We start from the raw sequence: 18,882 nt of genomic DNA, 5'->3' as shown, positions 1-18,882 counted from the left end.
CGCGTCCAGCGCCGGCGCAGCGGCTTGCGTGCCGGCGGCCTGCATGCCGGCGGCTTCGGCGGCGTCCGCGCGGTGGGCGTCCTCGTAGGCGATCTCCGCCGCGAAGGCGCGCGCCGCGTAGTCGGCCGCGTCGTTGAAGGGGTTGAGCACGCGCTCGACCCCCGCGGCGCCGAGCGCGGCGCCGTGGATGTCGTCGCGCACCACGCCGGCGATGCGGCCCTTGAAGCCGGCTTCGCCGAGCGCGTGCAGGAAGGCGCGGTTGGAGTCCCACTGCGGGAAGGTGCTCACCACCCACCGCGCGTCGGCGAGCGGCAGGGACTCGAGGAAGCCGGGGTCCTCGCCATCGCCGAAGCGCACCGGCAGGCGCTGGTGGCGCAGCTGGCGGACGATCTCGGGGTCGAAGTCGACGCCGAGCACCTCGATGCCGGCCTGGCGCAGCTGGCGCATCAGGCGCGCGCCGTAGCGGCCGAGGCCGAACACCACGATGTCGGGCTGGCCCGCCGCCCTGCCCTGGCGCTCGACCGCGAGCTCGCGGAAGGGCCGCTTGCGTTCGAACACGCCGAGCACCGGCGCGAGGCGCTCATAGAGCGGCTGCGAGTACAGGATCATGTAGGTGGACATCATGATGGTGACCAGCCCGACCAGCGTGGTGAGCCCGAGCGCTTCCACACCGACGTGGCCGAGGGTGATGCCCATCGCCACGAACACGATGGAGAACTCGCTGATCTGCGCCACGGTGAGGCCGGCCATGAAGCCGGTGCGCTTGCGGTAGCCCATGTAGCCCATGATCGCCATCACGATCAGCGGGTTCCCGATCAGCACGAAGAGCGACAGGATCACCGCCGGCCACAGCTCGCCGCCGAGGGTGGAGAAGTCGAGCTTGGCGCCGAGGTCCACGAAGAAGAACAGCAGCATGAAGTCACGGATGCCGGTCAGGCGCGCGTTCATCGCCTCGCGGTAGGCGGTCGAGGCGAGCGAGAAGCCGGCCATGAAGGCGCCCGCCTCCTTGCTGAAGCCGGCGACCTCGCCGAGCGCGGCGAGCCCGGTACCCCAGGCGATCGCGAAGATCAGCAGCAGCTCCTGCGAGCGCGCCATGACGTGAACCAGCCAGGGCAGCACGTAGCGCATCAGCACGAACATCAGCACGGTGGCGCCCACCAGGCGCAGCGCCAAGTGGCCGGCCACGGCCAGCATGGCGTCGTCGCCGGCGCCGCGCAGCGCGCTCATGGTCATCATCGCCAGCACCACGGCGACGTCCTGCACGATCAGGAAGCCCACCGCGATGCGCCCGTGCAGCGAGTCGAGCTCACGCTTGTCGGAGAGCAGCTTGACCACGATGATCGTGCTCGAGAAGGTCAGCGCGACCGCGACGTAGAGCGCCTCCATCAGGCTCTTGCCCATCAGCGCGATGATGAGGAAGCCGAACACGATGGTGAAGCCGAGCTGGCCGAGGCCGGTGGCGAGCGCGACCGGGCCGATGTGGCGGATGTGGTGGAGGTCGAGCTTGAGGCCGACCACGAAGAGCAGCACGGTGACGCCGATCTCGGCGAGCAGCGCGACCTGGTCGTGCGCGGTGACGATGCCGAACACCGCCGGCCCGACCAGGATGCCGACCACGATGTAGGCGATCAGCACCGGCTGGCGCAGGCGCACGGCGATCGCTCCGGCCAGCGCGGAGATGATCAGCAGCACGGCGAATTCGGCGTAGGGCCCGTGGGCCAGCATCCCGGCCATCGTTCGATCCTCGTGTCACCCGGCGAAGCACCCGGTACGGGGGCGCGGAGCGGAAACCATGCCTTTGGCCGCATGGTAACCGATCCGCACGCGCGCGGCCGTCGGCCCCCCGGCGGGCACGGGTGGCGCGGAGCGCCGTCGATCAGCCCTTCGCGGCGACGGGCAGCAGCACGATGCAGGTGCCGGCAAGGCGGTCGTGGAGGAACTGGCGGTCGCGATCGACCAGCGCCCACGCCAGGCCGAGGCCGCCCAGCAGCACCGAGGGCCAGGCGAGCGCGTAGCGCAGCCAGCAGCGCGCGGGCGAGGCGATGCGGCCATCGGCCCCGGTGACGATCTTCAGCCGCCAGGTCTGCATCGCCAGGGTCTGCCCGCCGCGCCGCCAGTACCACACGAAATAGACCCCGAGCACGCCGAACACGTGCAGCCAGAGCAGCCAGCCCGGCGGGGCGAACTCGGCGGCGATGCCGAGCATCAGGTAGGGCACGAGGAAGGTGAGCGCGAGCACGCCGAGCAGCAGCATCGACTCGTACAGCATCGAGGCCAGGCGGCGGCGCAGCCCGGCGAGTTCTGCGCTGGGGCGGTCGGCGGTCGGGTGGGCGGCCCTGTCGGTGCGGTCGGACGCATCCTGCGGCGGGTGCGGGACGGCACGCGCCCCGTCGGCTGCGGCCTTGCCGGCCCGGCTCTTGCTGCGCGTCATGAGTCGATCCAGGCGGCCGCATGGAAGCGGCACGAAAATGGAAAATGCAGGGAAACTGCGTGGAGAATGCGTGGGACCTGCATGGGCGCGACGGCCACCCCGGATCGCCCGCTGCGGAGACGAGCGCCATGCGATCGGCGACGCGAAGGCGAGCTGCAAGCCCGCAGACACGGCGTGCGCAGGACAACGTCAAGGGCTCGCCCGACCTCGATCCGCGCGCCTCGCCACCTCCTCCGGCACCGCCTGCAGCCTTGACCAAACCGCAAGCGGCCGGTAACGTTCTGCGTTTATTCAAAACCCCAATAGAGCGAGTTCGCGATGGTGCTGTCCGGAGCCGAAATTGTAATCAGGTGCCTGCAGGAAGAAAAGGTCGAGTATGTCTTCGGTTACCCGGGCGGCGCGGTCCTCTTCCTCTACGACGCGCTCTTCCAGCAGGACAAGGTCCGCCACGTGCTGGTGCGCCACGAGCAGGCGGCGGTGCACGCCGCCGACGGCTTCGCGCGCAGCACCGAGAAGGTCGGCGTCGCCATGGTGACCTCCGGCCCGGGCGCCACCAACGCCGTCACCGGCATCGCCACTGCCTACTGCGACTCGATCCCGATGGTGATCATCTCCGGCCAGGTGCCGGTCGCCGCGATCGGCCAGGACGCCTTCCAGGAAGTCGACACCGTGGGCATCACCCGCCCCTGCGTGAAGCACAACTTCCTCGTCCGCGACGTGCGCGACATCGCCGCGACGATGAAGAAGGCCTTCCACCTCGCCCGCACCGGCCGCCCCGGCCCGGTGCTGGTCGACATCCCGAAGGACGTGTCGATGCAGCGCTGCGAGTACGAGTACCCGAAAGAGGTCTCGATGCGCTCGTACAACCCGGTGACCAAGGGCCACTCGGGCCAGATCAAGAAGGCCGTGCAGCTGCTGCTCGAGGCCAAGCGCCCGATGATCTACACCGGCGGCGGCGTGGTGCTGTCGAACGCGGCCGAACAGCTCACCAAGCTCACGCGGCTCCTCGGCTACCCGATCACCAACACCCTGATGGGCCTCGGCGGCTACCCCTCGACCGACCGCCAGTTCCTCGGCATGCCGGGCATGCACGGCACCTTCGAAGCCAACATGGCGATGCACTACTCCGACGTGCTGCTCGCCGTCGGCGCCCGCTTCGACGACCGCGTGATCGGCAACCCGGCGCACTTCGCCGAGGAGCCGCGCAAGATCATCCATGTGGACATCGACCCCTCGTCGATCTCCAAGCGCGTGCGGGTAGACACCCCGATCGTCGGTGACGTCAAGGAAGTGCTCGACGAGATGATCCGCCAGATCGAGTCCGGCGAGGCGCGCCCCAACCCCGAGGCGCTGGCCTCGTGGTGGAAGCAGATCGAGCAGTGGCGCGAGCGCAAGTGCATGGTCTACAAGAACTCGGACGAGATCATCAAGCCGCAGTTCGTGATCCAGAAGCTGTGGGAGGTCACCGGCGGCGACGCCATCATCACCTCCGACGTCGGCCAGCACCAGATGTGGGCGGCGCAGTACTACGGCTTCGACAAGCCGCGGCGCTGGCTCAACTCGGGCGGCCTGGGGACGATGGGCGTGGGCATGCCCTACGCCATGGGCGCCAAGCTCGCCAACCCCGACATGCAGGTCGCCTGCGTGACCGGCGAGGCCTCGATCCAGATGAACATCCAGGAGCTGTCGACCTGCAAGCAGTTCCGCCTGCCGATCAAGATCTGCAACCTGAACAACCGCTACCTGGGCATGGTGCGCCAGTGGCAGGAGCTCTTCCACGGCGGCCGCTACTCCGAGTCCTACATGGACTCGCTGCCCGACTTCGCCAAGCTGGCCGAGGCCTATGGCCACGTCGGCATCCGGGTCGACCGTCCGGGCGACGTCGAGGGCGCGCTGCGCGAGGCCTTCACCACCCACAAGGACGAGCTCGTGTTCCTCGACTTCCAGATCGACCAGACCGAGAACGTCTATCCGATGGTGCAGGGCGGGAAGGGTCTCACCGAGATGATCCTGTCGGCCGAAGACCTCTGATCGCCTCCTACCGAATCCGGAACACATCACCATGCGTCACGTCATTTCCCTCCTGATCGAAAACGAATCCGGCGCGCTGTCGCGCGTGTCCGGCCTGTTCTCGGCCCGCGGCTACAACATCGAATCGCTCACCGTGGCCCCGACCGAGGACTTCTCGATGTCGCGGATGACCATCGTCACCACCGGCTCGGACGAGATCATCGAGCAGATCACCAAGCAGCTGAACAAGCTGGTCGAGGTCGTCAAGGTCGTCGACATCTCCGAGGCCGCCCACCTCGAGCGCGAGCTCATGCTCGTCAAGGTGCGCGCCACCGGCAAGGACCGCGAGGAAATCAAGCGCACCGCCGACATCTTCCGCGCCCGCATCATCGACGTCACCGACGCCTCCTACGTCGTCGAGCTGACCGGCAACCAGGGCAAGCTCGACGCCTTCATCGGCGCGATCGACCCGGCACTGATCCTCGAGACCGTGCGCTCGGGCGTCTGCGGCGTCGGCCGCGGCGACCGCGTGCTGAAGGTCTGAGCTCCCCCCTCCCCCGCTCCACATCGAACCAAAGGAAAGACATGAAGGTTTACTACGACAAGGACGCCGACCTCTCGCTGATCAAGGGCAAGCAGGTCACCATCGTCGGTTACGGCTCGCAGGGCCACGCCCACGCCCAGAACCTGCGCGACTCCGGCGTGAACGTCACGGTCGGCCTGCGCAAGGACGGCAGCTCCTGGGCCAAGGCCGAGGCCGCCGGCCTGGCCGTCAAGGAAATCGGCGAAGCCGTGAAGGCCGCCGACCTCGTCATGATCCTGCTGCCGGACGAGACCGCGCCGCAGGTCTACCGCGACGACATCGAGCCGAACATCAAGAAGGGCGCGGTGCTCGCCTTCGCCCACGGCTTCAACGTGCACTACAACCAGATCGTGCCGCGCGCCGACCTCGACGTGATCATGGTCGCGCCCAAGGGCCCCGGCCACACCGTGCGCTCCGAGTACCTGCGCGGGGGCGGCGTGCCGACCCTGATCGCGATCTACCAGGACCGCTCGGGCAAGGCCAAGGACATCGCCCTGTCGTATTCGGCTGCCAACGGCGGCACCAAGGGCGGCGTGATCGAGACCAACTTCCGCGAAGAGACCGAGACCGACCTCTTCGGCGAGCAGGCCGTGCTGTGCGGCGGCGCCGTCGAGCTGGTCAAGATGGGCTTCGAGACCCTGGTGGAAGCCGGCTACGCGCCCGAGATGGCGTACTTCGAGTGCCTGCACGAGCTCAAGCTGATCGTCGACCTGATGTACGAGGGCGGCATCGCCAACATGAACTACTCGATCTCGAACAACGCCGAGTACGGCGAGTACGTGACCGGACCCGAGGTCATCAACGAGCAGTCGCGCGCCGCCATGCGCAACGCGCTGAAGCGCATCCAGACCGGCGAGTACGCCAAGATGTTCATCCTCGAGGGCAAGACCAACTACCCGAGCATGACCGCCTACCGCCGCCTGAACGCCGACCACCAGATCGAGAAGGTCGGTGGCCAGCTGCGCGACATGATGCCGTGGATCAAGGCCAAGGCCCTGGTCGACAAGTCGAAGAACTGATCGCCCCGGCGTTCGGTCAAAAGGCCGGTACCGCATTCGCGGTGCCGGCCTTTTTCATGTGCGACGGCGGATCGCCGGCGCAGGCCATTCGCATCGCGCCGCTGGCGTGCCGCGGCGAGCGCATTTGCAGCCGGGCGCGCGCATGCGTGCGCTAAAATGACGATCCTGGATTCCACGGAGGCGACACCCAAGGTGCCCGATATCGAACACGCCCCGCTGCCCTTGCCCGACAAGCGCCGCCGCGGCATCTACATCCTGCCGAACCTGTTCACCACCGCGGCGCTGTTCGCCGGCTTCTATGCGATCGTGCAGGCGATGAACCAGCGCTTCGAGTACGCCGCGGTGGCGATCTTTGTCGCCATGGTGCTCGACGGCCTCGACGGCCGCATCGCCCGCATGACCAACACCCAAAGCGAGTTCGGCGCCGAGTACGACTCGCTCTCCGACATGGTCTCCTTCGGCGCCGCGCCGGCGCTGGTGATGTACGAGTGGGCGCTGCAGGACCTCGGCAAGCTCGGCTGGGTCGCCGCCTTCATCTACTGTGCGGGCGCCGCGCTGCGTCTGGCGCGCTTCAACACCAACATCGACGTGGTCGACAAGCGCTACTTCCAGGGCCTGCCCAGCCCGGCGGCCGCAGCCCTGGTCGCCGGCATGGTGTGGGTCGGCATCGACAACGGCTTCGCCGGAGACGACCTGCGCTGGTACGCCGCGGCGCTGACCATCTTCGCCGGCGTCTCCATGGTCAGCAACGTGCTGTTCTGGAGCGGCAAGAGCATCAACCTGCGCAAGAGCGTGCCCTTCATCGTGCTGATCGCGCTGGTGCTCGCCTTCGCGCTCATCTCCAGCTACCCGCCGGGCATCCTGTTCGCCCTCTTCCTCGCCTACGCCGGCTCCGGCTACGTCGTCGCCGCGCTGCGCTGGCGTCGACGCCGCTCGCACCGCGCCGAACCGGCCAGCGCGGCCTCCCCCACCTACAACGAACAAGCCGGCGACACCGCCGCCGCGCCCGTCGAGGGCGCTTCATCCGACCCCGGGAGCAAGCCATGAAAGACAAGCTGATCATCTTCGACACCACCTTGCGCGACGGCGAGCAGAGCCCGGGCGCGTCGATGACGCGCGACGAGAAGCTGCGCATCGCCCGCCAGCTCGAGCGCATGCGGGTGGACGTGATCGAGGCCGGCTTCGCCGCCGCCTCCAACGGTGACTTCGAGGCGGTGCGCTCGATCGCCGAGGCGATCAAGGAGTCCACGGTCTGTACGCTGGCGCGCGCCAACGAGCACGACATCCGCCGCGCCGGCGAGGCCATCCGCCCGGCGGCGCGCGGGCGCATCCACACCTTCATCGCCACCAGCCCGATCCACATGGAGAAGAAGCTGCGCATGACGCCCGACCAGGTCGTCGAGCAGGCGGTCAAGGCGATCGGCTGGGCGCGCGAATACACCGACGACGTCGAGTTCTCCGCCGAGGACGCCGGCCGCTCCGAGATCGACTTCCTGGTGCGCATCTTCGAGGCCGTGATCGACGCCGGCGCGAAGACCATCAACGTGCCCGACACCGTGGGCTACAACGTGCCCGAGCAGTTCGCCGCCACCGTGCGCACGCTGATCGAGCGCGTGCCCAACTCGGACAAGGTGGTGTGGTCGGTGCATTGCCACAACGACCTCGGGCTGGCCGTGGCCAACTCGCTCGCCGCGGTGCGCTCGGGTGCGCGCCAGGTCGAGTGCACGATCAACGGGCTGGGCGAACGCGCCGGCAACGCCTCGCTCGAGGAGATCGTCATGGCGGTTCGCACCCGCGCCGACATCTTCCCGGTCGAGACCGGCATCGAGACCACGCAGATCGTGCCGGCCTCCAAGCTGGTGTCGCAGATCACCGGCTACCCGGTGCAGCCCAACAAGGCCATCGTCGGCGCCAACGCCTTCGCGCACGAGTCCGGCATCCACCAGGACGGCGTGCTCAAGCACCGCGAGACCTACGAGATCATGCGCGCCGAGGACGTGGGCTGGGGCGCCAACAAGCTGGTGCTCGGCAAGCTCTCCGGTCGCAACGCCTTCCGCGCCCGCCTGCAGGAGCTCGGCATCGAGATCGAGAGCGAGGACCACCTCAACCAGGCCTTCGCGCGCTTCAAGGAGCTCGCCGACCGCAAGTCGGAGATCTTCGACGAGGACCTGACCGCGCTGATGCGCGACGAGGCGGTCACCCCGGCGCCCGAGCAGTACCGCCTGGTGTCGACCCGCTTCCACTCCGAGACCGGCGAGACGCCGGTGGCCGAGATCACCCTGTCGATCGGCGGCGCCGAGAAGCAGGCGCGCGCCAACGGCTCCGGCCCGGTGGACGCCGCCTTCAAGGCGATCGAGACGGTGGCCACCACCGGCAGCGAGCTGCTGCTGTACTCGGTGAACGCGATCACCAGCGGCACCGACGCCCAGGGCGAGGTCACCGTGCGCCTGTCGCGCGACGGCCGCGTGATGGACGGCCAGGGCGCCGACACCGACATCATCGTCGCCTCGGCGAAGGCCTACCTGAATGCGCTCAACAAGCTGCACGCAGGCGCGGAGCGGCTCAACCCGCAGGTGTGAGGAGCGTGAGGCGTCAGGAGTGAGGGGGCAGGTGCGGAGGTACCGGAAGGCCCGCACCCGCCCCGGAGATCGTGTGGCTTTGCAGCGAATGCGGCCAGCAGTCGCCTACCGCTGGTGCATCGCTCCGCGGGCACCGCGGTGTGCGACCGGTTCGCGGCTGCCGCCGTTTCACATGAAAGACATCGCGGGAATCAGCGCGCCGACGCCCCAGCAACCGCCGCCCCAATGTAGGAGCGCCGGCAGGCGCGAATCAGCGCTTCGGCCCGCGAGTGATCAAATTCAAGCCCCGCCCCCATCCACCCAATTCTCCAGCCGCAAGCCCTCGACGCGTTCGAACTCGCGCAGGTTGTTGGTCACCAGAACCAGGCCCTCGCTACGCGCGTGGCCCGCGATGTGGAGGTCATTCACCCCGATCGGCATCCCCTTGCGCTCCAGGTCGGCGCGGATGTCGCCGTAATGCGCGGCCGCCTTGGGGGTGTAGTCCAGCACCACCAGGCGCGACACGAAATCCTCGACCTGCGCCAGGTTGTGCGCCTTGCGCTCACTCTTCTCGGCGCCGTGGATCAGCTCCGCCAAGGTCACCGCGCTGATGCACATCTGTCCCGCATGCTCGTTGAACACGCTCAGCATCTGCGGCGGACGGCGCTTGATCACGTAGATCGCGATGTTGGTGTCGAGCATGTACTTGAGCATCAGAACGCCTCGCGCGCGCTCTGCTGCTGGCTGGCGCGCTCGGGCAGGAAGTCCTCGGACACCCCCTCCGCGGCGGCGAAGAAGCTGTCCCAGGTCCTGTCCACCGGCGCCAGAATCCGCTCCACCCCGAGCACCCGCACCGCCACCTTGCGCACCTCCGGCGGAAACCGCGTCTCCGCCGGCAATCGCACGGCCTGTGTACGGTTGTTCTCGAAAATCGAACCGGTCGCAATGCTCATCGCCAATCTCCGTAGTCCGCGCGGCGCGCTATACACTCATAGTATATAGCATCGATTCCGGCGCTACGCTTTCCGCCTCGCCCTCGCATCTTCAGCGCCCCATTCGCGGCGGCCGCCGCTCCTACATGAAAACCATCGCGATGATCAGCGCGCCGACACCCCAGCCACCGCCGCGCCCATGTAGGAGCGCCGGCAGGCGCGAATTCGGCCGTGCGGCACGCGACCACCGCCGGTGACGGCGTAAGCCCCCTATTCGCGGCGGCCGCCGCTCCTACATGGAAACCATCGCGTCGATCAGCGCGCCGACACCCCAGCAACCGCCTTCCCAAGGCAGGAGCGCCGGCAGGCGCGAATTCGGTCGCGGCGCACGCGAGCACCGCCGATGAGGGCATGACCGCCCTGTTCGCGGCGGCCGCAGCTCCTACATGGGGCCTGCGCCCTGCGCGCGCGACGGCGCCGTGGCGCGCGCATGCAGCATCGTGCTGGTGAACAGGACCACGGCGAGGAAGACCTCGGTCAAGGCGAACACGCCGGTGAGCCCGGGGTCGGAGGCGCGCAGGACGCCCTCGGTGAAATACAGCAGCGACAGCATCGACAGCCACTGCGAGGTGTAGCGCCGGCCGCGCAGCACACCGAACACCGCCGGCAGCAGCGGCAGCGCCTTGAGCATCATCCACGAGCCGCCCGGACGCAGCGGGGCGAGCCAGCCCTCCCACACGACGCACAGCACGATCAGCGCCAGCAGCGCGACGCTCGACACCAGGCTCAGCGCGCGCGCGTTCATCGCGACCCCGCCAGCCGCATCGCCACCTCGGCCAGGCGCCGGCCCTGCGCCTGCGCGAGCGCGATCTCCTCGGCGCTGAGCGCGGCATCGCCCTCGCTCCCGGACACATGGCTCGCGCCGTAGGGCGTGCCACCCGTGCGCGTCTCGCCGAGCGCCGGCTCGGAGAACGGCAGCCCCAGCACCAGCATGCCGTGATGAAAGAGCGGCAGCATCATCGACAGCAGCGTGCTCTCCTGCCCGCCATGCAGGCTGGACGAGGATGTGAACACGCAGCCCGGCTTGCCCTCGAGGGCGCCGTTGAGCCAGGCGCCCGCGAGGCCGTCGAGGAAGTACTTCATCGGTGCCGCCATGTTGCCGAAGCGGGTCGGGCTGCCGAGCGCCAAGCCGACGCACTCCTCCAGGTCGGCCACCTCGACGTAGGGCGGCCCCGAGGCGGGGATGTCGTCCTCCACCGCCTCGCAAACGGTGGACACCCGCGGCACCGTGCGCACCCGCGCCACCGCGCCCGGCACCTGGTGGATGCCGGCGGCGATGTGCTCGGCGAGCGCGCGCACCGAACCGCGGTGGCTGTAGTAGAGGACGAGGATTTCGTGCATCGGGAGCCTGCTCCGGAAGGGGACCGGATTATATCGCGCCATCACAGCCGACCGCCCGCGCTACAAAGGCAATCGCGGGCGCCGCGCTCAGATCGGATAGGGATCGATCTCGTACTGGAAAAGTTCGACGCTCGGCGTCTGCAGGTCGAGCCCGAGCGCACGCGCCTGCGCGACATAGACCGTCTGCGTCTCGCGCACGAACACGAAGCGGCGCGAGGCGTAGGTGCCGGCGACCGCGAGCATCGCCGGATGGCGGCGCAGCGGCTCCATGATCGGCAAGGCCAGCGCCGGGGAGAGCTGCTGCACCGCGCGCCCGCGAAAGCCGACCATGACCGGGTGGAAGGACTGCCCGATGATCTGCAGCCCGACCTCCACCTGCCCCGGCAAATCGCTGCGCACCCAGCGCACGATGCACACCGACCAGGCCTGGCCCTGGTCGCGCCGCAGGGCGAGCGCACCTCCCGCCTCGATCTCGCCGCGCACCCCGGCCACGCTCATGATCGCGAGCCCGCCCGGACTTTCGTTGAGGACCATCCATTCCTGCAGCGCGCCGGCATCATCCGCCGCCCCGCCACCGAGATCCCACACCGCCTGCAGGCCGATCCCGACCTGGACCACGTACTGGTGCTGGCGCCGCGGCTGCCCGCGCACCGGCGCCGCCATCCAGTGGCTGCGCAGACGGCGCAGCAGGGCCACGGTCTCGAGCGGAGACAAGCCTGGCGGAAAAAGCGCCTCCTCCTCCGTCAGCGGCTCGACCTCGCCCTGCATCCCGGCAAGCTCCGCGGCGGTCATGCGGGCCGTCACCCACTCGATGCACTCGCCCAGCTTCTGCGCCATCGGACGCGGATTGAAGCTCCACACCTCACCGCCCAGCATCGACCCGGAGGGCGCCGGCCGGCGCGCCACCGCCTGCGGGGCGAGATCGGCGCCGAGGTCGATCCACCACGCCGACGCGCTCGCGTCGCCCACGCCGTTCGCAAGGACCGCGGCGCCGAGCACGCGCGCATCGAGGAAATCGTATAACCAGGCGATCTCTCGCCCGGTGAGCCCCTCGGGCTGCGCGACCGCCACGGCGAGCACGCGCAGGTAAGCGCAGCGCAAGGGATCGTCGGCCGCGGCCGAGTCGATCCGATGCCGTGCGGCAAAGTCGTGCGCCAGCCGCCAGGTCCCGGCCGGCGGCGGCGCGGCGGCCAATTCACTCAGCGCAAACACCTCGGTGACCAGGCCGATCGCGTACTCGCAAAGCTCGTCGCCAGCCCCGGAACGCGCTACACCGCGGCTCCCCGCCACACCCGCGATCGCCGTGGCGACATCGAGGGCGAGCACGCACAACTGTTCGTTGGCCTCGAAGAGCGCGACCTCCACCGGAAGCTGGCGTGCAACCAGCAAGGGGCGCAGGCGCGCGCCGATGTCGCCGATGCGCTCGGCAAGGGCGCGCAGCACCTCCGCGTTCGCGCCAAGGCCGGCGCCGCCGAAGGCGTCGAGCAGATGCGCCCGCAGCGCGGCGAGGTCGTCCTCGACGGCGTCCGCCGGCTCGCTCTCTAGCCAGTGGAGCAGCGACTGCTCGGCATCGGTCGGTGTCGAAGGCGCTTCCATGGTCCCCGGCGAAAGACTGTTCGTGTGCGCATTCTATCCCCTTACGGCGCACGCACGCCGCAACACTGCGGGCACAAGGCGCGCGGAATCAGGCAGGCAGCCGGAATCATCGGCGGAGCGCAAGAAAACCTTGTCCGCTGCGGGCGACTCCCCTATAATCAGCGGCTTTTCGCATCCACCGATCAGGAATACCCAGATGGTCGTCATTCGCCTTGCCCGTGGTGGCGCCAAAAAGCGCCCGTTCTTCAACATGGTCGTTGCCGATTCGCGCAACCGCCGCGACGGCCGCTTCATCGAGCGCGTCGGCTTCTACAACCCGATCGCCTCGGGCGCCGAGAAAGGTCTCGTGATCAACGCCGAGCGCCTGGCCTACTGGCAGCAGAACGGCGCGCAGCTGTCGCCGACCGTCGCCCGCCTGGTCAAGCAGGCCGGCACGGCCGCGGCCTGACCGACCTCGATCAGCGGCCGAGCGGCGCATGATCGTACTGGGGCGCATCGTCGCCCCTTTTGGCGTTCAGGGCTGGATCAAGATCCACCCCTTCGGTGACGACCCCGCCTCGTGGCGGAAGATGTCGCACTGGTGGTTGTGCAGCGACGACGACGCGCCCGACGCGGCGTGGAAGCAATACACGCTGACGGCCTGCCGGCCGCACGGCAAGGGGCTGGTGGCCGCGCTGGCCGAGGTGGCCGACCGTGGCGCGGCCGAGGCGGTCGATGGCCTCTACATCGGCGCGCCGCGCGAGGCACTGCCCATGCCCGCCGAGGGCGAGTACTACTGGGGCGACCTCGTGGGCCTGGCGGTCGAGAACGAGGCGGGCGAAGCCCTGGGCGCGGTCGCCGGCTTGATCTCGACCGGCGCGCACGACGTGCTGCAGGTGCGCGAAGGCGAAGGCGAGGAGGCGTTCGAACGCCTGATCCCCTTCGTCGCCGCCTACGTGCTCGACGTCGACCTGGCGACCCGGCGCATCCGGGTCGCCTGGCAGAAAGACTGGTAACACGGGACTGTGGACGGCCGGTGAATCCGCACATCCCGCAAGGCGACACGCAGCAGGCGAGCCCCTCGGGCATTGCGGGCGGTCCGCGTCGATACGACGTGATCACCCTCTTCCCGGAGATGTTCGCCGCGCTCACCGGTAGCGGCATCACCCGGCGGGCGATCGATCGCGGCTTGTACGCGCTCGGGTTCCACAACCCGCGCGACTTCACCAGCGATCCACATCGCACGGTGGACGACCGCCCCTACGGCGGCGGCCCCGGCATGGTGATGCTGGCCGAGCCGCTGACGCAGGCGATCCGGGCGGCACGCGCGGCGCAGGAAGCGGCGCTGGGGCGCAGCGGGCGGGTGATCTACCTGTCGCCGCAGGGGCGCAGGCTGGAGCAGGCGGTGGTGCTGGAGCTGGCCGCCGAACCTGGACTGGTGCTGCTTTGCGGGCGCTACGAGGGCGTGGATCAGCGCCTGATCGACCGCGAGGTCGACGAGGAGCTCTCGCTCGGCGACTTCGTGCTGTCGGGCGGCGAGCTGCCGGCGATGGTGCTGCTCGACGCGATCGTGCGCCAGCTGCCCGGCGCACTGAACACCGCGGGTTCGGCGCAGGAAGATTCCTTCGTCGACGGGCTGCTGGACTGCCCGCACTACACGCGGCCGGAGCGGTATGAAGACGAACCCGTGCCCGCGGTGCTGCTGTCGGGCAACCACGCGGCGATTCGCCGCTGGCGGCTGAAGCAGTCGCTCGGCCGCACCTGGCTGCGCAGGCCCGACCTGCTCGGGGCGCGGCCGTTGAGCAAGACCGAATTGAAACTGCTTGAAGAGTTCAGGCAGGAGCAAGCCGGGACGCAGGACGCACTGGAACCCCAGCGCGGCTGAGCGTCCTTTCACAAACGGCACGCACCAGGTTGCGACCTGCTCTGCGGCCAGGCCGACGCAAGAGGCGAAGGCCGATAACATCGATGGAGTCTCTGCAATGAACCTGCTTCAGCAACTCGAACAGGAAGAAATGGCCCGCGTCTCGCAGGGCAAGACCATCCCCGAGTTCGGTCCCGGCGACACCGTGATCGTCCAGGTGAAGGTCAAGGAAGGCAACCGCGAGCGTCTGCAGGCGTACGAGGGCGTGGTCATCGCCAAGCGCAACCGCGGCCTGAACTCCTCGTTCATCGTCCGCAAGATCTCCTCGGGCGAGGGCGTCGAGCGTACCTTCCAGACCTACTCGCCGCTGGTCGCCGGCGTCGAGGTCAAGCGTCGTGGTGACGTGCGTCGCGCCAAGCTGTACTACCTGCGCCAGCGCTCGGGCAAGTCGGCGCGCATCAAGGAAAAGCTGGACTACAAGGCCGCCGCTGCCAAGCGCGCTGCCCAGCAGCAGCAACAGGAAGGCTGATCGCCGCGGCGGTCGCTTCATCGAAACGGGCCTGCGGGCCCGTTTTTTTTGTCCACCGACTTCCTTTTCCCTGCGCGGGAGCGGGCTGCGCAGCCGCCCCTGCTCAGCGCCGCTCGACGCGGTGCATCAGCCAGAACGCGCCGACCAGGAAGATCAGGCTTGGCGTCAGCGCGGCCATGAAGGGCGGCCAGGCGTTGATCATGCCGAGGTTGGAGAACAGGCCGTTGAGCAGGTGGAAGCCCACGCCCAGCATCACCCCCATGAAGATGCGCGCGCTCGCGCCGCCCATGCGGTCGTGGATGAAGCCGAAGGGCATCGCCAGCGCCATCATCACCAACGCGGTGAAGGGGTAGATCAGCTTCTTCCACAGCGCGATCTCGAAGCGGTCGGCGTTCTGGTTGTTGTCGCGCAGGTGGTTGATGTAGGTCCACAGGCGGCCGAAGGGCATGTGCTCGGGCGACACCATCAGCACGCCGAGCACCTCGGGAGTCAGCTCCGAGCGCCAGCGGATCTCGGGCAGGCGCTCGACCTCGGTGCGATCGCCGTGGAAACGCGTGCGCTGCACGTCGAGCAGCTTCCACTCGCCCGAGCCGTCGAACACACCGGTGGCCGCCTCGGCAATCGATTCCAGCGCGTAGTCGGCGTCGAAGGCGTAGAGGCGCGCGCCGCGCATCGTGCGGTCAGGCATCAGCGTGCGAACGTTGATGACCAGGCGGCCATCCTTCACCCACAGGCCCGAGCGCAATTGCTGCGAGACCGTGGCCTGGGTGGCGGTGAGCTTCCACTCCTCGGCGGCAGCCTCCGCGGGCGGCGCGACGTACTCGCCGACCAGGAAGATCAGCACCGCGAACACACCGCCGATGAGGCCGAGCACACTCATCAGCAGGCCGTTCGACATGCCCGAGGCGCGCATCACGGTGATCTCGGAGTTCTTCGCCAGGGTCGCCAGCGCATACAGCGTGCCGATCAGCACCGCGATCGGCATCAGCTCGTACACCCGCGCGGGCAGGGTCAGCGCGACATACACGAGGGCCTGGTAGAGCGTGTAGCCGCCCTTGCCCACGTCCTCGAGCTCGTTGATGAAGTCGAAGAAGGCGAACAGGCCGAGGAAGGCCAGCAGCACCAGCGCGCTGGCGGCGAAGATCTCGCGTGCGAGGTAACGCAGCAGCACCGGGCTCATGCACGCCTCCGCCAGAACGGCGAGATCGCCAGGCGCTTGTGGAACATCAGCGCGAGCGCAGCCAGCACCACCACATGCGGCAACAGCAGGCCGGCCGCGAAGGGCAGCTTGCCCTGCGCCACCCAGGACTGGAACACCGAGATCGCATTGCTATAAACGAGGTACACCAGCAGCGCCACCAGCATGTTGTTGGCGCGCCCGGCGCGCGGATTGACGAAGGACAGCGGGATCGCCATCAGCGCCAGCAGCAGCGCGACGAGGGGAACGCCGAAGCGTCCGACCAGTTCGCCGAGGCCGCGCGCCTCGGGCTGGGCGAGCAGCACCGCGGTGGGCAGCGCGCGGATGCGGGCCTGCTGCCCGGCCACCTGCTTCTGCTCGACCTGCACCTCGTAGCGCTCGAACTCCATCACGCGGTACTCGGGCGTGCCGGGGCTGCCGTCGTAGCGCCGTCCCTTCTCGAGCACGACGAAGCGCCGGCCCTCCTCGTCGCTGCGCAGGTAACCCTCGGCCGAAGCGATCACCACGAGCTGGCCGTTGCGGGCCTGCTCGCTGACGAAGACGTTGCGCACGCGGCCATCCTCGCCTGCGCCGACCTCGACGAAGAAGACCCGCTGCGCGCTGGTCGATTCGCGGAACACGCCTGGGGCGACGCGATGGGTGTCGTCACGGCTTTCCAGGCGCTCGCGGTATTCGCCGCTCTTTTGCTGCGCCCATGGAGACAGGTAGATCGAGCCCGCGCCGGCCACCACGGCGATGGGCAGCGCAAACAGCAACACCGGCCGGATCCAGGCGGTGAGCGGCACACCGGCGGCGAACCACACCACCATCTCGGAGTCGCGGTAACTGCGCGACAGCGAGACCAGGATCGCGATGAACAGCGTGAGGGTGAGCACTGTGGGCAGCTGCGCGAGCGCGCCGAAGCCGATCAGCGCCATCACCGCGTCGGGCGGCACGCGGCCACCCGCCGCCTGGCCGAGCAGGCGGATGAGCACGGTGGAGATCAGGATCGCGAACAGCGCCACGAAAACCGCGGCGGCCGTCTGCGCGAATTCCCGTTGCAGGGCACGCCGGAAGATCATCGGGCGGGGGTCGATACCGGGATGAGGCCGGGCTGCGTGCCACGGCCGATGTCGATCGGAAGCGTTTTTGACGCCCCGGTTGCGAACGCGCCATAATCTTCGGCAATCGAAACCAGGCATCCAAACAAGGAAAAGCGCATGGAATTTACCATAAAGACCGGCAGCCCGGCGAAGCTCAAGACCGGCCTGCTGGTGCTCGGCGCCTTTGCCGACGGCCGCCTCCCCGCCCTCTCCGCCGCAGCCGACGGTGCCGCCGAAGGCCGTCTCGCCGCCCTGATCAAGCGCGGCGACCTCGACGAGAAAGCCGGCGCCACGCTGCTGGTTCACGACCTCCCTGGCCTGCACGCCGAGCGCGTGCTGCTGGTAAGCCTGGGCAAGCACGACGAGTTCGGCGACAAGGCGTTCCGCGACGCGCTCGCCGCCGCCGCGAAGGCGATCTCCACCGGCGCGGCGAAGGACGCCGTGGTCGCGCTCGCCGACGTCGAGCTCCCGGGCCGCGATGCCGCCTGGCGGCTGCAGCAGGCCACCCGCATCCTCGCCGACGGCGCCTACCGCTTCGACGCGCTCAAGTCCGACAAGAAGGCGAAGAAGGATCGCGGTGCGAAGAAGCTCAGCCTGCTCGTGAGCTGCGAGCTAGGCGCCGAGCTCGACACCGCCGCGCTGCAAGGCCACGCGATCGCCGCCGGCATGGCGCTGGCGAAGGACCTCGGCAACCTGCCGGGCAACCTGTGCACCCCCACCCATCTCGCCGAGACCGCCGAGGCGCTCGGCAAGCAGTACAAGTTCGACGTCGAGGTGCTGGACCGCGACGACATGGAGAAGGTCGGCATGGGCTCCTTCCTGTCGGTGGCGCGCGGCTCGCACCAGCCGCCCAAGTTCATCGTGATGCAGTACAAGGGCGGCAAGGCCAAGGCCAGGCCCATCGTGCTGGTCGGCAAGGGCATCACCTTCGACACCGGCGGCATCTCGCTCAAGCCCGCCGCCGAGATGGACGAGATGAAGTTCGACATGTGCGGCGCCGCGAGCGTGCTCGGCACCTTCAAGGCGATCGCGCAGATGGGCCTGCCGATCAACGTCGTCGGCCTCGTCCCGACCACCGAGAACATGCCCGGCGGCGGCGCCACCAAGCCCGGCGACGTCGTCACCTCAATGTCGGGCCAGACCATCGAGGTGCTCAACACTGACGCCGAGGGCCGCCTGATCCTGTGCGACGCGCTGACCTACGCCGAGCGCTTCAAGCCCGAGTGCGTGATCGACATCGCCACCCTCACCGGCGCCTGCGTGGTCGCGCTCGGCAAGATTCCCAGCGGCCTGCTCGCCAACGACGACGAGCTCGCCGCCGAGATCCTGCGCCGCGGCACCGAATCCGGCGACCGCGCCTGGCAGCTGCCGCTGTGGGACGAATACCAGGAGCTGCTCAAGAGCAACTTCGCCGACATGGGCAACATCGGCGGGCGCTACGCCGGCACCATCACCGCGGCCTGCTTCCTGTCGCGCTTCGCCAAGACCTACAAGTGGGCCCACCTCGACATCGCCGGCACCGCCTGGGTGTCGGGCGACGCCAAGGGCGCCACCGGCCGCCCGGTGCCGCTGCTGAGCAGCTTCCTGATCGGGCGCGCCCGCGCCCATGCGGCCTGAGGACCGGCCGCCGCCCGCCATGGCGCCGCGCGTGCAGTTCTATCACAACACCGCAGACCGGCTCCCCCCCCCGCCCCAGCCGG

General features: G+C 68.9%; 19 protein-coding genes. 10 read left to right on the top strand and 9 right to left on the bottom strand.

The features are described from left to right. Together C667_RS11115 and C667_RS11110 are read right to left on the bottom strand one after the other, a co-directional pair. Positions 1 to 1,734 (bottom strand): cation:proton antiporter (locus tag C667_RS11115; RefSeq protein WP_004363331.1); only part of this gene is annotated, 1,734 nt, incomplete at its 3' end. Between the two features lie 142 nt (positions 1,735 to 1,876). Continuing rightward, positions 1,877 to 2,431, bottom strand: coding sequence for an RDD family protein (locus C667_RS11110; protein ID WP_004363330.1), 555 nt, complete (start codon positions 2,429 to 2,431; stop codon positions 1,877 to 1,879). A gap of 318 nt (positions 2,432 to 2,749) precedes the next feature. Between C667_RS11110 and C667_RS11105 the strand changes: the two genes are divergently transcribed. The 5 genes from C667_RS11105 (at position 2,750) to C667_RS11085 (ending at position 8,622) form a co-directional block, all read left to right on the top strand. Further along, positions 2,750 to 4,462: an acetolactate synthase 3 catalytic subunit gene (locus C667_RS11105; RefSeq protein WP_004363327.1), complete on the top strand. Its 1,713-nt coding sequence runs from the start codon at positions 2,750 to 2,752 to the stop codon at positions 4,460 to 4,462. Positions 4,463 to 4,493: 31 nt separating this feature from the next. After that, complete coding sequence (gene ilvN, locus C667_RS11100; protein ID WP_004363324.1) at positions 4,494 to 4,985, top strand: acetolactate synthase small subunit; 492 nt, start codon at positions 4,494 to 4,496, stop codon at positions 4,983 to 4,985. 41 nt (positions 4,986 to 5,026) lie between these two features. Continuing rightward, positions 5,027 to 6,043 (top strand): ketol-acid reductoisomerase, encoded by a 1,017-nt coding sequence (gene ilvC, locus C667_RS11095; protein WP_004300544.1) that lies wholly within the window; start codon positions 5,027 to 5,029, stop codon positions 6,041 to 6,043. A 156-nt stretch (positions 6,044 to 6,199) separates the two neighbouring features. Further along, complete coding sequence (gene pssA / locus C667_RS11090; protein WP_004363323.1) at positions 6,200 to 7,090, top strand: CDP-diacylglycerol--serine O-phosphatidyltransferase; 891 nt, start codon at positions 6,200 to 6,202, stop codon at positions 7,088 to 7,090. Then, complete coding sequence (locus tag C667_RS11085; RefSeq protein ID WP_004363322.1) at positions 7,087 to 8,622, top strand: 2-isopropylmalate synthase; 1,536 nt, start codon at positions 7,087 to 7,089, stop codon at positions 8,620 to 8,622. Before pssA ends, C667_RS11085 begins: the two co-directional genes overlap by 4 nt. A gap of 279 nt (positions 8,623 to 8,901) precedes the next feature. Here C667_RS11085 and vapC read toward each other — a convergent pair whose 3' ends face one another. From vapC to C667_RS11060, 5 genes are all read right to left on the bottom strand, one after another. Then, positions 8,902 to 9,315 (bottom strand): type II toxin-antitoxin system tRNA(fMet)-specific endonuclease VapC, encoded by a 414-nt coding sequence (gene vapC, locus C667_RS11080; RefSeq protein ID WP_004363320.1) that lies wholly within the window; start codon positions 9,313 to 9,315, stop codon positions 8,902 to 8,904. Beyond that, positions 9,315 to 9,554, bottom strand: a complete 240-nt coding sequence (gene vapB / locus C667_RS11075) for a type II toxin-antitoxin system VapB family antitoxin (protein ID WP_004363318.1) — start codon at positions 9,552 to 9,554, stop codon at positions 9,315 to 9,317. The genes vapC and vapB overlap by 1 nt, the downstream gene beginning before the upstream one ends. 421 nt (positions 9,555 to 9,975) lie before the next feature. Next, positions 9,976 to 10,338 (bottom strand): DUF2069 domain-containing protein, encoded by a 363-nt coding sequence (locus C667_RS11070; RefSeq protein ID WP_004363313.1) that lies wholly within the window; start codon positions 10,336 to 10,338, stop codon positions 9,976 to 9,978. After that, entirely contained in the window at positions 10,335 to 10,934 is a 600-nt protein-coding gene (gene wrbA / locus C667_RS11065) for an NAD(P)H:quinone oxidoreductase (RefSeq protein WP_004363310.1), read from the bottom strand. Before wrbA ends, C667_RS11070 begins: the two co-directional genes overlap by 4 nt. A gap of 87 nt (positions 10,935 to 11,021) precedes the next feature. Next, positions 11,022 to 12,530 (bottom strand): cyclic-di-GMP receptor FimW-related protein, encoded by a 1,509-nt coding sequence (locus tag C667_RS11060; RefSeq protein ID WP_004363308.1) that lies wholly within the window; start codon positions 12,528 to 12,530, stop codon positions 11,022 to 11,024. A 196-nt stretch (positions 12,531 to 12,726) separates the two neighbouring features. On the opposite strand from C667_RS11060, the gene rpsP reads away from it, so the two are divergent. From rpsP to rplS, 4 genes are all read left to right on the top strand, one after another. Beyond that, entirely contained in the window at positions 12,727 to 12,978 is a 252-nt protein-coding gene (gene rpsP / locus C667_RS11055; protein WP_004300532.1) for a 30S ribosomal protein S16, read from the top strand. A gap of 28 nt (positions 12,979 to 13,006) precedes the next feature. Next, positions 13,007 to 13,525 carry a ribosome maturation factor RimM gene (rimM, locus tag C667_RS11050; protein WP_004363305.1) on the top strand — a complete coding sequence of 173 codons (519 nt, stop codon included), beginning with the start codon at positions 13,007 to 13,009 and terminating at the stop codon, positions 13,523 to 13,525. A gap of 20 nt (positions 13,526 to 13,545) precedes the next feature. Further along, positions 13,546 to 14,394, top strand: a complete 849-nt coding sequence (gene trmD / locus C667_RS11045; protein WP_004363303.1) for a tRNA (guanosine(37)-N1)-methyltransferase TrmD — start codon at positions 13,546 to 13,548, stop codon at positions 14,392 to 14,394. 97 nt (positions 14,395 to 14,491) lie between these two features. After that, complete coding sequence (rplS, locus tag C667_RS11040; RefSeq protein ID WP_004363301.1) at positions 14,492 to 14,902, top strand: 50S ribosomal protein L19; 411 nt, start codon at positions 14,492 to 14,494, stop codon at positions 14,900 to 14,902. A gap of 103 nt (positions 14,903 to 15,005) precedes the next feature. Here the strand turns inward: rplS and lptG are convergent, their stop codons facing one another. Further along, positions 15,006 to 16,082 carry an LPS export ABC transporter permease LptG gene (lptG, locus tag C667_RS11035; RefSeq protein ID WP_004363299.1) on the bottom strand — a complete coding sequence of 359 codons (1,077 nt, stop codon included), beginning with the start codon at positions 16,080 to 16,082 and terminating at the stop codon, positions 15,006 to 15,008. Continuing rightward, complete coding sequence (lptF, locus tag C667_RS11030) at positions 16,079 to 17,161, bottom strand: LPS export ABC transporter permease LptF (RefSeq protein ID WP_004363297.1); 1,083 nt, start codon at positions 17,159 to 17,161, stop codon at positions 16,079 to 16,081. Before lptF ends, lptG begins: the two co-directional genes overlap by 4 nt. 138 nt (positions 17,162 to 17,299) lie before the next feature. Here lptF and C667_RS11025 point away from each other — a divergent pair, with 138 nt between their 5' ends. Further along, positions 17,300 to 18,799 carry a leucyl aminopeptidase gene (locus C667_RS11025; RefSeq protein ID WP_004363295.1) on the top strand — a complete coding sequence of 500 codons (1,500 nt, stop codon included), beginning with the start codon at positions 17,300 to 17,302 and terminating at the stop codon, positions 18,797 to 18,799. Positions 18,800 to 18,882: the final 83 nt, after the last annotated feature.

Source organism: Thauera phenylacetica B4P (assembly GCF_000310225.1).
Classification (GTDB): Bacteria; Pseudomonadota; Gammaproteobacteria; order Burkholderiales; family Rhodocyclaceae; genus Thauera; species Thauera phenylacetica.
This window is presented reverse-complemented; position numbering and strand designations above follow the sequence as displayed.